This is a genomic window from Mycolicibacterium grossiae, from assembly GCF_008329645.1.
Taxonomy (GTDB): domain Bacteria; phylum Actinomycetota; class Actinomycetes; order Mycobacteriales; family Mycobacteriaceae; genus Mycobacterium; species Mycobacterium grossiae.
In genome coordinates, this window is sequence record NZ_CP043474.1 from 3,214,609 (window position 1) to 3,226,664 (window position 12,056).

Sequence of the window (12,056 nt, forward strand, 5' to 3'; positions counted from 1 at the left end):
GCGCCGACACCCACGGGGCCGGCGAGGCCGCAAAACTGTCAACTGACAGGCCAGCGGTTGCGGACATCCGCGTCGCCGGCGCCACACGCTCACCGCTGGGAGTGCTTCTCGATGGGCATGGCCGCATCCGCAGTCGACGCCGACCGTGACACCGCTGCGCCGGTGCCGTCCGGGGTCCCGCCGACGGCCGACCCGGTCGCCACCGTCGGCGACCTGCGAGTCACGTTCCGCCGCAACGGCGCCGACGTGCATGCGCTGCGCGGCGTCTCGCTGGCGATCGCACCCGGCGAGATCCTCGGCCTGGTCGGCGAATCCGGATCCGGCAAGAGCGTCCTGGGCTTCACCCTGCTCGGCCTGCTGCCCGAGGGCGCCGCGGTCGACGGCACCGTGCGCGTCACCGGCTCGGACATGGTGCACGGCGACGCCAAGGCGCTCCGCAAGGTCCGCCGCCTCGACCTCGGTGCGGTGTTCCAGGACCCCATGACGTCGCTCAACCCCACGATGCGCATCGGCAGGCAGGTCGCCGAAGCCGCGGGAAGCGACGCCGAGGCCCTGCGCCTGCTGACGGCCGTCGGCATCCCCGACCCCGCGCGGCGGATGCGCGCGTTCCCGCACGAGCTGTCCGGCGGCCTGCGCCAGCGCGTCATGATCGCGATCGCGATCGCCGGCGATCCCGCCCTCATCATCGCCGACGAGCCGACCACCGCGCTGGACGTCACCGTGCAGGCGCAGGTCCTGCGCCTGCTGCGGCGGCTGCGCGACGAGATCGGTTGCAGCATCGTGTTGATCACCCACGACCTCGGCGTCGCCGCGCAGATCTCCGATCGCATCGCGGTGCTGTACGCCGGGCGCATCGCCGAGATCGGGCCCACCGCCGACGTTCTCGGCACCCCGGCGCACCCCTACACGCACGGACTACTGCGCTCCCGGCTGACGCTCGAGACGGCTCGCGACCGTCGGCTCGCCGCCCTCGCCGGCTCGGTGCCCAGCCCCGTCGCGCCGCCCCCGGGCTGCGCCTTCGCCCCGCGCTGCGCGCTGTCCGACGACGACTGCACCCGCACGCCACCGGAGCCCATCGCCGTCGCCCCCACCCGCGTCAGCGCCTGCATCCGCACCGTGGCCGACGTCACCGCAGGCCTCGGGACGACGGCGACGAACACCTCCGAGCCGTACCCCGCGACCGCCGGGACGTCCGATCAGCCGCCCGCCGTCGTGCTGCGTGACGTCACCAAGTCGTTCACCGTCGCGCGTCACGGCAAGCTGCAGGCGCTGCGCGGCGTGTCGCTGCGCGTCGGGCACGGCGAATCGGTGGCACTGGTGGGGGAGAGCGGATCGGGCAAGTCGACGCTGCTGCGGGTCATCGCCGGTCTGGAGAAGGCGACCTCGGGCACCGTCGACCTCCCGGGCGGCCGCCGCCCGCAGATGGTCTTCCAGGACGCGGGCGCCTCGTTGACGCCGTGGCTGTCGGTCGGCGAGCTCATCGCCGAGCGGCTCCGGGGCACCGGGGCGTCGCGCCGCGAGCGCCGCGATGCGGTGGTCGAGGTGCTCGAACGCGTCGGCCTGCCCGCCGACGTCGCGACGTCGCGCGCCGGCCAGCTGTCCGGCGGCCAGCGGCAGCGCGTCTCACTGGCCCGGGCCACCGTGGTGCCGCCGTCGGTGCTGCTGTGCGACGAACCGACCAGCGCGCTCGACGTGTCGCTGGCGGCATCGGTGCTCAACCTCATCGGCGACCTGCGCCGCACCCTCGACATGTCCGTCGTGTTCGTCACGCACGACCTGTCGGTGGCCCGCGTCGTCGCCGATCGCATCGCCGTCATGTACCTCGGGCGCATCGTCGAGATCGGCCCCGCCGAGCGGGTGATCGGCGCGCCCGCGCACCCCTACACCCAGGCGTTGGTCGACTCCATCCCGGACCTCGGACGCGAATCACGGGTGCTGGCAGGCGAACCCGCGAGCCCACTGTCCCCGCCCAGCGGCTGCGCCTTCCACCCGCGATGTCCCATCTCCGTCGACACGTGCGGCGCCGAGGACCTGGACGTGCGCCTGGAGGGCACCCCGGCCAATCCGCACCAGGTGGCCTGCATCGAACGAAGGGCGCTGTAGATGGCCACCGTCGTCCCCGCCGCCCCGGCGGCACCCCTGCTGCGCGGGCGGACCCGCTTGCCGTCGCTGCTGCGCACCGACTCGCGGCTGCTCAACTGGATCGGGTTCTCGCTCGTCGTCGTCGTCACCCTGGTGGTCCTCGCCGTGCCGGTGCTGGCCCCGCACGATCCGTTGGTCCCGGCAGGCATGCCGCTGCGGGCGCCCGGCGAGAACGGCTTCGTGCTCGGCACCGATTCCATCGGCCGCGACATCCTGTCCCGGGTGCTGTACGGCGCCCGGTCGAGCTGGTTCGCCGCGCTCGTCGTCGTCGCGGTGGGCCTGCTCATCGGTGGCCTGATCGGCCTGATCGCCGGCGCCACGGGCGGCTGGGTCGACACGGTCCTGATGCGCATCACCGACGGCTTCCTCAGCCTGCCCGCGCCGGTCCTCGCCATCGCGGTGGTCGCGGCTCTCGGTCCCGGCTTCGTGCACACGCTGATCGCCGTGTCCATCGTGTGGTGGCCCTTCTACGCCCGGCTGGTCCGCGGCGAGGTGGCGCGGCTCGCGGCACGGCCGCACGTCGAGGCGGCGCGCCTCGCCGGCACCAGCCGCATCCGCGTCGCCACCCGCCACCTGCTTCCCGGCGCGGTGCCCAACGCGCTGGTGGCCGCCAGCCTCGACATCGGCACGCTGATCCTGACGCTCGCCGCCCTGTCGTTCCTCGGACTCGGGCAAGCCGCTCCGGCACCGGAACTGGGCGCCGACTCGGCTCGCAATCTCAGCTACTTCCTGCAGCAGTGGTGGGTGCCGGTCATGCCGGGCCTCGGCGTGCTCGTCCTCGCCCTGGTCGGCAACGTCGCCGGCGACTGCCTGCGCAACCTGATGAGGACCAACCGATGAAGGCATTCGTGGCGAGCCGGCTGGGCGCCATGGTGGCGATCCTGGTAGCGCTCACCGGTGTCATGTTCGTGCTGCAGCACGTCTCCCCGCTCGACCCGGTCAAGGCCCAGCTCGGCGCGCAGGCCTCCGCCGACGCGGTCGCCGCCCGCCGGGAGGCCCTGGGCCTGAACGACCCCATCCTGGTGCAGTTCTGGCACTACCTGACCGGCGCCGTCACCGGGGACCTCGGCACGTCCTACCGCACCCGCCACGCGGTGCTGAGCGACCTCGGCGACTTCGTCCCCGCCACACTGGAACTCGCGCTCTTCGGGCTCGTCATCGCCATCCTGCTGGCCGTGCTGCTCGCCTTCAGCACCACGCTGCGGTGGCGCGGCGCCGGCCTGCTGCGCGCGGTGCTGTTCACCGGATCCTCGGCGCCGATGTTCCTGCTCGGCATCCTCGGGTTGCTGGTCTTCTACAAGACGCTCGGCTGGGTACCCGCCAACGGCCGCACCGGCATCACCGACGTCGACCCCGGCCCGACCGGACTGCTCACCCTCGACGGGCTCCTGCGCGGCCGCTTCGACGTCGTCGCCGACGCCCTGCATCACCTCCTGCTGCCCGCGTTCGTCATCGCGCTCGGTCCCGCCGTCGCCATCGGCCGCGTCCTGCGCAGCAGCCTGCTCGGCGACGTCGACAGCGACTACGCGAGAACCGCACGCGCCAAGGGACTGTCGGAGACCCAGATCATGGCGCGCCACGTCCTGCGCAACTCCGTCGGCGCCGCGCTGTCGATGACCGGCCTGCAGGTCGGCCTGATGTTCTCCGGCGTGCTGGTGGTCGAGCAGGTCTTCGGCTGGCCCGGCATCGGCCAGTACATCGCGCAGAGCATCCCGGTGGCCGACTTCCCGGCCATCGCCGGCGTCACGCTGATGCTCGGCGCCCTCTACGTGTTCATCAACACGGTCGTGGACCTGCTCCAGGCCGTCGCAGACCCCCGAATCGCAGTCACAGGAGGATAGGTGCCGAAACAGCCACTGATCGTGGGCAACCCCGTGCTGGTCGTCGTCGACATGCAGGAGTCCGGCGACATGCCGGTCGAGGAGGTCGGCATTCCGCACATGCCGGGCTACGCCGAGCGGATCGAGCGGGCGCAACGCCTGATCGCCGCCGCCCGCGCCGCCGACGTCCCGATCGTGTTCTTCCAGGAGGTGCACCGCGCCAGCGGCGTCGACTTCGGTCGCGAACTCGACGGTGTGGAGGGTCCGCACTGCATCGAGGGCAGGCCCGGGACGCCGCTGCACCCCGCCCTGCTGCCCGACCTGGACGGACCGAACGCCGAGTTCCACATCGTCAAGCGGCGTTACTCCGGCTTCATCGGCACCGAATTCGAGATCGTGCTGTCCGGGTTGAAGGCCGACACGCTGATCCTCATCGGTGGGCTGACCGACGTCTGCGTGCACTACACGTTCGCCGACGCCCATCAGCGCGACTTCCACGTGCGCGTCGTCACCGACTGCGTCGGCGGCTCGTCGGAGTACCGCCACGACGCCGCGCTCGACGCCATGGAGTACCTGCAAACCGGGGCCACGCGGACCACCGAGGAGATCCTCGCCGCGTTCTCGTCCCGCACCGTCCTCGAAGGAGCCGCACGATGAAACTGCGCACCCTGCTGGCCGTCGGCGCGACCGCCGTCCTGGCCCTCACCGCCTGCGGCGGTTCGGATTCCGGTGGCAGCAGCACGCCCAACGCGGCCCCCACCGACAAGGTGCTGCACCTGTCCTTCCTGCAGGACCCCGGCCAGCCGCCGGACCCCGACGTCTACTACGCCGGCCAGGGCCTATTGCTGACCACGAACACGTACGAGGGTCTGCTGCAGTACAAGGGCGGCACCGAGAAGCCCGAACTCGAGCCGCTGCTGGCCACCGAGTGGACGGCTTCACCGGACAACCGGGTCTTCACCTTCAAACTCCGCCAGGGCGTGACGTTCCACGACGGCACACCGTTCACGTCGGCTGCCGTCAAGGCCTCCTTCGACCGCCGGACCGCCGTCAACCAGGGTCCGGCCTACATGGTGGCCGACGTCGAATCGGTGACGACGCAGGGCGATTACGACGTCACGGTCACCCTCAAGGCGCCCAACTCGGCGTTCCTCGACTACCTCGCCTGCCCCTACGGGCCGCGCATGCTCAGCCCGGAGGGTCTCGCCAAGAACGCGGGCGGTGACCACGCGCAGGCCTACCTGACCAGTCACGACCTGGGCACCGGTCCGTACACACTGACGGCCGCCGAGGTCGGGTCGCGTTACCAGCTGACGGCGTATCCCGGGTACTGGGGGCCGAAGCCGTACTTCGAGAAGGTCGAGATGCCGGTGATCACCGACGTCTCGGCGCAGCAGCTGCAGTTCAACAACGGCCAGCTCGCGGCGATCCTGCACGACCTGCCGTCCTCGGCCGTGCAGAGCTATCTCGACAACAAGGCGTTCGCCAATTACTCACTGCCGACCATGATGTCGAACTTCGTCTACGTCAACCCGAAGAAGGGCATGATGACCGACGTCAAGAACCGCACCGCGGTCATGCAGGCCATCGACGTCGACGAGCTGGTCAAGCAGACGTACTTCGGACGCGGCGAGAAGGCCGAACAGATCTACCCGTCGAACATGATGGCCGCCGAGTACGGCAAGCAGTCGGTGACGCACGATGCGTCGGTGCTGTCCGGCATCGCTGCGGGACTGCCCGCCGATCAGAAGAGCATCACCATCGGCTACGACTCGAGCAACCCGGACAACCAGCTGATCAGCAACCTCATCCAGACCCAGCTGGCCGCGGCCGGGTTGACCGCGAAGGTGCAGGCTTACCCCACGTCGGAGATCTACGGCTGGATCGGCGGTGACGGCCAGGCCGCGCCGGAACTGCTGGCGTACCTCGGCTGGCCCGACGCGCCCTCGCCGTACACCTGGGGCCACATCTCCTGGGACCCCGACGGTGGCCTGAACCTGCTCGGGTGCTCCGCACCGCCGATCACCGACGCCCTGGCCAAGGGATTGCCGACCGGCTCGGTCGACGACTTCTCCACGGCCGGTGAGGAGGCGGTCAAGACCGGCTGCTGGCTCAACCTCGCCAACGTCAACGACTTCATGGTGGCGCAACCCTGGCTCAAGGGCATGGAACAGGCGCACGTGGTGACCAACCCGAACTCGCTGCGCCTCGCGGCGCTGTCGGTGGGCTGATGGCGACACTGCTGCGCAAGAGTGGCGTCCGGCGGATCATCCTGCTGACGCTGGGCTGGGAGGAGCTGCCGAAGTCGGTCTCGGTGTACGGCGCCCCGCCCGAGGAGCGGCTGCGGGAGCCGGTCCCCGGGGTGCTGCTGCAGACCGACGGCGGGTGGGTGCTGCTGGACACCGGCTTCAACACCGCACTGGTACGGGACCCGGCGCTGTCGCGGCGGTTCTTCCCGACCGTCGAGTACCGTCCGGTGCTGCCGGGGCCGGGCGAGCCGATCGAGCAGCGTCTCGCCGAGGTCGGGGTCGACTTCGACGCCATCCACACCGTCGCGGTCAGCCATCTGCACCACGACCACGCCGGCGGGCTGAAGTTGTTCGCCGGCCGGGTTCCGGTGCACGCCCAGCGCCGGGAACTCGAGTACGGGTTGTCGAATCACCCGGAGCCGGAACGGAATGCGATCGTCCGGGTGGACTTCGACGATCCGAACATCGACTGGCGACTGGCCGACGGCGAGGCCGAGGTCGCGCCGGGCATCACCGCGGTGCCGACGTACGGCCACACGCCGGGCCACCAGAGCTTCGTGGTCGATCTCGACGAGAGCGTGACGGGGGAGACCGGCGCGCACGGGTACGTGTTCGCCTTCGACGCCGCCGATCTCACCGAGAACATCGAGCACGAGCTGCCCATCGGCGGCTACATCGACGTGGATCCGCAGGACACCGTGGAACCGATCCGCAGGCTCAAGCGGCTGGCGGCCGACAAGGGGTACCCGCTGATCCCCGGTCACGACCCGCACGTGTGGCCGGAGATGACGCGCCACTTCCACGACCGGTTCGGCGGCTGATGGACCTGGTCCTGCGCAGCGACCGCGTGCTGCTCGGCGACGAGATCCGCCCGGCCGCCGTGGCCGTCGCCGCGGGCGTCATCGTCGAGGTCGGCGACCGCGACGCGCACTACGACGCCGCCGCCTCGACCGACGTCGACGGCGTCCTGCTGCCCGGGTTCGTCGACACCCACGTCCACGTCGACGACCCGGGCACCGACTGGGAGGGCTTCGGCACGGCGACCGCGGCCGCCGCGGCCGCGGGCATCACCACCCTGGTGGACATGCCGCTCGACTCGGTGCCCGTGACGACCAGCGTCGCTGCGCTGCACGAGAAACGCAGTGCTGCCGAGGGCAACTGCCTCGTCGACGTCCACTTCTGGGGTGGCGCGGTGCCGGAGAACACCCACGAGTTGGGTCCCCTGGCGGAGGCGGGCGTGCTGGGGTTCAAGTGCTTCCTCACCGAATCCGGCAACCCGCGCTTCGGGCACCTGGCGCCCGAACAGTTCGGCAGGGTGATGGCCCGGATCGCCGAGCTGGACTCGGTGCTGCTGGTGCACGCCGAGAGTCACGACGTGATCGCGGCGAGTCCGGCGCCGAGCGGCCGGCGCTACGCGTCCTTCCTCGACTCGCGGCCCGCCGCGGCCGAGACCGAGGCCGTGGCGCTCGTCATCGAGACCGCCCGCGCCACCGGCGCGCGCGCACACGTGGTGCACGTGTCGAGTGCCGCGGTGCTCGACCTGCTCGCGCAGGCGCGGCGATCCGGCGTCGCCGTGACCGCGGAGACCTGCCCGCACTACCTGACGTTCGCGGCGGAGGAGGTGCCCGACGGCGGCACCGAATTCGCGGTATGCCCGCCGATCCGCCGGTCGCACGACCGCGAGGCGCTGTGGGACGCCCTGGCCGACGGCACGATCGACGCCGTGGTGTCCGACCACTCGCCCTGTGCACCAGTGGCCAAGGGACACGGCGACTTCGGCACGGTGTTCGGCGGCATCGGGTCGCTGCAACTGGGGCCGCGGGCAGTGTGGTCGCACGCCGCGAAGCGCGGCTTCGGCCTCGCCGAACTGAGCCGCTGGATGTCGCGGCGTCCCGCCGAGATCGCCGGACTCGCCGACCGGGGTGCGATCGCCGTCGGCATGCGGGCGGACCTGTGCGCGTTCGACCCGGACGCCTCGCAGCAGGTGCACGCGGCCGACCTGCGACACCGCCACCCGCCCACCCCCTACGACGGGATGACGCTGCGCGGCGCCGTGACGCGGACCTGGGTCGCGGGCCGGACGGTGTACGAGCCGGTGGCCGCGTGACGCCACTGCACCGGGTCGACCTCGCCGTCCGCACGCTCGGCGGCAGCGTCGTGGCCGCCAGCGACGAATCCTTCGGCGTCAAGGAGCGTCTCGTCGATCCGGCCGAACCGGCGTTCGTGCCCGGCACCTACGACCTGCGCGGCGAAGTGGTCGACGGCTGGGAAACCCGTCGCCACGCCGGACGCGACGGCGACTGGGCCATCGTGCGTCTCGGGGCGCCGGGCCGCATCCACGCCGTCGACGTCGACACCCGCTTCTTCTCCGGCAACCACCCGACCGCCTGCTGCGTCGAGGCGTGCGCCCTGGACCGCACCGCCGATCCCACCTCGGCGGCGGTGCGGTGGACGCCGCTGGTGGACCGCGCGGTATTGGCCCCGGACGCACACAACCTGCTGGCGGTCGACGACCGGCGCCGCTGGACGCACGTGCGGCTGCGACTGGCCTCCGACGGCGGGGTCGCCCGCCTACGGGCCTACGGCGAGGTGATCCCCGACCCGGCCGCGTGGGAGGACGTCACGGTCGAGGTGTCCGGCCTCGAACACGGCGGGCGGCTCGAATGGTGCAGCGACAGCTTCTATTCGCACGCCGACGTCCTGCTCGCGCCCGACCGGCCCCGCAACATGGGTGACGGCTGGGAGACGCGACGCCGCCGCGACGTCGGACCGGACACCCACGACGCCGTCCTCATCTCGTTCGCCGCGCCCGCCGATCTGCGCCGCGTCGAGATCGACACGTCCCACTTCGTGTTCAACGCCTCCACCGCGGTGGAGGTGCTGGGGAGTCGGACCACGCCCGACGACGACCACGGCTGGGCGCTGGTGCCGTTCGACGTGCCGGTGCTGCCGCGGACGGCGCTGATCGCCGACGCGCGCCAGGTCTTCCGCGTCGACGTCGCCGACGTCACCGCGCTGCGCGTGGCCGCCTACCCCGACGGCGGCATCGCGCGGGTCCGCGCGCTCGGCACGCCGACCGCCGCCGGGCTGGCCCAGCTGCGCCGGATGTGGGAGCAGTCGGCGTGAGCGAGGTGTCCCTGGCGACGTGCGCCGGACTGTGGCGGCGGGTCCTGCTCGTCGAGGCCGACGGCTCCCGCGACACCGGCACCGACGTCGTCTGGCTGCAGGGCGACACCGCCTACGTCGACTCGCGGGGGTTCGCCGGGACCCTCACCCAGGCCGGGTCGGTCTTCACCTGGCACCGGGCCGTCGACCAGACACCACCGGGCGCACCCGACGAGGGCGAGATGCGCTGGGAGGAGGACACGTTGGTGGAGACCGGCGTGCACGCCGACTACGTCGAACACTGGCGGCGCGACCAGGGTGCAGCGACACCGCGGTGGGCCGCGTTCCTGGCCGGCGCCGACGGTGCGCCGGGCGTGCTGCTGCGCGTGGGCGACCGCTTCGGCGTCGCCGTGCCCGGCACGGTCGTCGTCGGCGCCGTCGGCGACGCGACGTGGCGGACCATCCGATTCACCCCGGAGTCGGTCGATCTCGACGGCGTGGCCTGGCACGTCGCACGAACCGAAGGAGAGGTCATCCCATGAGCGTGGCGTCGTTCACGTCGGTGCCCGTCATCGACGTCAGCGGGTTGCGGTCCGCCGACCCGGCGGCGCGGGCGCGCGTCGCGGCCGAACTCGGCTCCGCCGCAGCCGACATCGGGTTCTTCTACGTCAGCGGCACGGGCGTCGACGAAGCGCTGTTCGAGCGGCTGCTCGCCGCCACGACGCGGTTCTTCGCGCTGCCGCTGGAGGAGAAGATGCGCAGCTACATCGGGCTGTCGCGGTGCCACCGCGGCTACGTGCCGGTGGGCGAGGAGGGCGTGGAGTCGGGGACGCCGGATCTGAAGGAGGCCTTCGACACCGCGCTGGACCTGCCGGCCGACGACCCCGATCACCTGGCGGGCAACCCGATGCTCGGCCCCAACACCTGGCCCGACCTGCCGGGCTTCGCCGAGGCGGTGACGGCGTACTACGACGCGGTGCTCGAGGTGGGACACCAGCTGCTCGCGGCGTTCGCCGTCGCGCTCGGCGAGGACCCCGGCGTGTTCTGCCGGCACGCCACCAAGACGCCGAGCCAGCTGCGGCTGGTGCACTACCCGTTCAACCCGGATGCCGAGGACGTGCTCGGCATCGGCGCGCACACCGACTACGAATGCTTCACCCTGCTGAAGCCGACCGCGCCCGGACTCGAGGTGATGAACGGGTCGGGGGAGTGGATCGACGTGCCACCGGTCCCGGACACGTTCGTGGTCAACGTCGGGGATCTGCTGGAGCTGTGGACCAACGGCGCGTTCGTCGCAACCAGTCACCGCGTCCGCAAGGTCGTCGAGGAGCGCTACTCCTTCCCGCTGTTCTTCAACGTCGACTACGACACCGAGGTGCGGCCGCTGCCCCGCTTCGTGCGCGACGGCGACGTTGCCCGTCCGCCACTGCGGGCCGGCGAGCACCTGTTCGCGCAGACCGCGCAGACGTTCGCCTACCTGCGGAAGCGGATCGCGTCCGGCGAGCTGGTACTGCCCGACGGGGCGATGGGGGTGAACCAGTTCGGGCAGCAGGCGCTGCACGCGGCGACGCGAGGCGTCAATTGATGGGCGCGTTGAGGAAGCGGAGGTCGTCGAGGATGCCGCGGGCGGCGACGATGCCCTCACCGGACTGCCACACCTCGTCGTTCACCACGTAGACCCGGCCGTCCTTGGCGGCCGACAGCCGCTTCCACGCGTCGCTGCCGAGCACGTCGGCGGCACGCGCCTTGGCGGCCGGAGAGGCGAAGGACACGTAGACGACGTCGCCCTCGGCGGCGGAGAAGTCGGCGTCGTCGAGGTCGGTCGTGCCGATCTCCAGGTAGGGCTCGTCGGAGAAGCGCTGCGCCGCGGGTCGGTCGACGCCGACGGCGCCCAGCACGCTGCCCGGGAAGTCGTCGGTGCCGTACACGCGGGCCACCGTGTCGGTCAGCCGTACCACAGAGGCCTGGTAGTGCACGGCGTCGTTCTGGGCGCCCGTCCGCTTGGCGGCGTCGGTGAACCCGTCGAGCAGTCCGGTGGTCGCGCCGGCGCGGCCGGTCGCCTCGGCGACGGTGCGCAGCGTGTCGCGCCACGCGGCGCCGGGCGGGCCGGTGAACACGGTCGGCGCGATCTCCGACAGCGGCCCGAACTGCTGTGGGGTGAGCGCCTGCGAGCCCAGGATCAGGTCCGGCCGGGCGGCGCGGACGGCGTCGAGGTCCGGCGTGGTCCGCGTGCCCGCGGCCGGTACGTCGTGGATCACCCGTCCGAGATAGGACGGCTGCCCGGTGGCCCCGTCCGGCAGGGCCGCCGCCACGATGCGCGACTGCAGGCCCAGCGCGCACAGCGCGTCGAGCTGGTCGCCGGAGAGCACGACGATGCGCTGCGGGTCGGCCACCACCTCGGTGCTGCCCGCGGCGTGGCGCACGTCGCGGCGCTCCGGTCCGTCGTCGAGCCGCGCGGGTTCCGGCGCGCACGACTCGTCGGGCCTGCGCTGGTTGCCGAGGACGCCGGCGCCGGCCACCTTGGTGGTGCTGGTCACCGGTGCGCCCGACGGCGACGCGGCGGGCGACTCGGTTCCGCCGAGCCCGCCGCAGCCGCCGAGCACGGTGACCGCCGCAGCGGTCAGAACGGCTGCACCAGCGCTGATCCGGCCGAGTCGCGGACTGGGGGAGCGCACGACGCGACGGTAACATCCGGCCTGCTGAGAGCACCTCGAGCAGCGCTGTCCGGGAAACGATGACG

General features: G+C 72.0%; 11 protein-coding genes. 10 read left to right on the forward strand and 1 reads right to left on the reverse strand.

The features are described 5' to 3' along the window. The first annotated feature begins 111 nt into the window (after window positions 1-111). From FZ046_RS15430 to FZ046_RS15475, 10 genes are read left to right on the forward strand one after another with little or no spacing between them, the layout of a single operon-like run. Entirely contained in the window at window positions 112-2,103 is a 1,992-nt protein-coding gene (locus tag FZ046_RS15430; RefSeq protein ID WP_070352135.1) for a dipeptide ABC transporter ATP-binding protein, read from the forward strand. Further along, window positions 2,104-2,982: an ABC transporter permease gene (locus FZ046_RS15435; protein WP_070352136.1), complete on the forward strand. Its 879-nt coding sequence runs from the start codon at window positions 2,104-2,106 to the stop codon at window positions 2,980-2,982. Further along, on the forward strand, window positions 2,979-3,983 hold the full coding sequence (locus FZ046_RS15440) for an ABC transporter permease (protein ID WP_070352137.1): 1,005 nt from the start codon (window positions 2,979-2,981) through the stop codon (window positions 3,981-3,983). The genes FZ046_RS15435 and FZ046_RS15440 overlap by 4 nt, the downstream gene beginning before the upstream one ends. Then, window positions 3,984-4,619 (forward strand): cysteine hydrolase family protein, encoded by a 636-nt coding sequence (locus FZ046_RS15445; protein ID WP_070352138.1) that lies wholly within the window; start codon window positions 3,984-3,986, stop codon window positions 4,617-4,619. Then, window positions 4,616-6,193: an ABC transporter substrate-binding protein gene (locus FZ046_RS15450; protein WP_070352139.1), complete on the forward strand. Its 1,578-nt coding sequence runs from the start codon at window positions 4,616-4,618 to the stop codon at window positions 6,191-6,193. Before FZ046_RS15445 ends, FZ046_RS15450 begins: the two co-directional genes overlap by 4 nt. Further along, window positions 6,193-7,032 (forward strand): N-acyl homoserine lactonase family protein, encoded by an 840-nt coding sequence (locus FZ046_RS15455; protein WP_070352140.1) that lies wholly within the window; start codon window positions 6,193-6,195, stop codon window positions 7,030-7,032. The genes FZ046_RS15450 and FZ046_RS15455 overlap by 1 nt, the downstream gene beginning before the upstream one ends. Then, complete coding sequence (allB, locus tag FZ046_RS15460; protein ID WP_070352141.1) at window positions 7,032-8,318, forward strand: allantoinase AllB; 1,287 nt, start codon at window positions 7,032-7,034, stop codon at window positions 8,316-8,318. Before FZ046_RS15455 ends, allB begins: the two co-directional genes overlap by 1 nt. After that, on the forward strand, window positions 8,315-9,337 hold the full coding sequence (gene alc / locus FZ046_RS15465; RefSeq protein ID WP_246182795.1) for an allantoicase: 1,023 nt from the start codon (window positions 8,315-8,317) through the stop codon (window positions 9,335-9,337). Before allB ends, alc begins: the two co-directional genes overlap by 4 nt. Beyond that, window positions 9,334-9,858 carry a hypothetical protein gene (locus FZ046_RS15470; protein WP_070352224.1) on the forward strand — a complete coding sequence of 175 codons (525 nt, stop codon included), beginning with the start codon at window positions 9,334-9,336 and terminating at the stop codon, window positions 9,856-9,858. The genes alc and FZ046_RS15470 overlap by 4 nt, the downstream gene beginning before the upstream one ends. After that, complete coding sequence (locus tag FZ046_RS15475) at window positions 9,855-10,901, forward strand: isopenicillin N synthase family dioxygenase (protein WP_070352142.1); 1,047 nt, start codon at window positions 9,855-9,857, stop codon at window positions 10,899-10,901. The genes FZ046_RS15470 and FZ046_RS15475 overlap by 4 nt, the downstream gene beginning before the upstream one ends. Here FZ046_RS15475 and FZ046_RS15480 read toward each other — a convergent pair. Next, window positions 10,894-11,991, reverse strand: coding sequence for an iron-siderophore ABC transporter substrate-binding protein (locus FZ046_RS15480; RefSeq protein WP_070352143.1), 1,098 nt, complete (start codon window positions 11,989-11,991; stop codon window positions 10,894-10,896). The two genes, FZ046_RS15475 and FZ046_RS15480, sit on opposite strands and share 8 nt — an antisense overlap. Between the last annotated feature and the right edge of the window lie 65 nt (window positions 11,992-12,056).

What these genes read in the sequence shown, in the direction of transcription:
- FZ046_RS15435 (WP_070352136.1), top strand. Translation starts at nt 2,104, where the DNA reads ATGGCCACCGTCGTCCCCGCCGCCCCGGCGGCACCCCTGCTGCGCGGG.
- FZ046_RS15440 (WP_070352137.1), top strand. Translation starts at nt 2,979, where the DNA reads ATGAAGGCATTCGTGGCGAGCCGGCTGGGCGCCATGGTGGCGATCCTG.
- FZ046_RS15450 (WP_070352139.1), top strand. Translation starts at nt 4,616, where the DNA reads ATGAAACTGCGCACCCTGCTGGCCGTCGGCGCGACCGCCGTCCTGGCC.
- FZ046_RS15475 (WP_070352142.1), top strand. Translation starts at nt 9,855, where the DNA reads ATGAGCGTGGCGTCGTTCACGTCGGTGCCCGTCATCGACGTCAGCGGG.
- FZ046_RS15455 (WP_070352140.1), top strand. Translation starts at nt 6,193, where the DNA reads ATGGCGACACTGCTGCGCAAGAGTGGCGTCCGGCGGATCATCCTGCTG.
- FZ046_RS15430 (WP_070352135.1), top strand. Translation starts at nt 112, where the DNA reads ATGGGCATGGCCGCATCCGCAGTCGACGCCGACCGTGACACCGCTGCG.
- allB (WP_070352141.1), top strand. Translation starts at nt 7,032, where the DNA reads ATGGACCTGGTCCTGCGCAGCGACCGCGTGCTGCTCGGCGACGAGATC.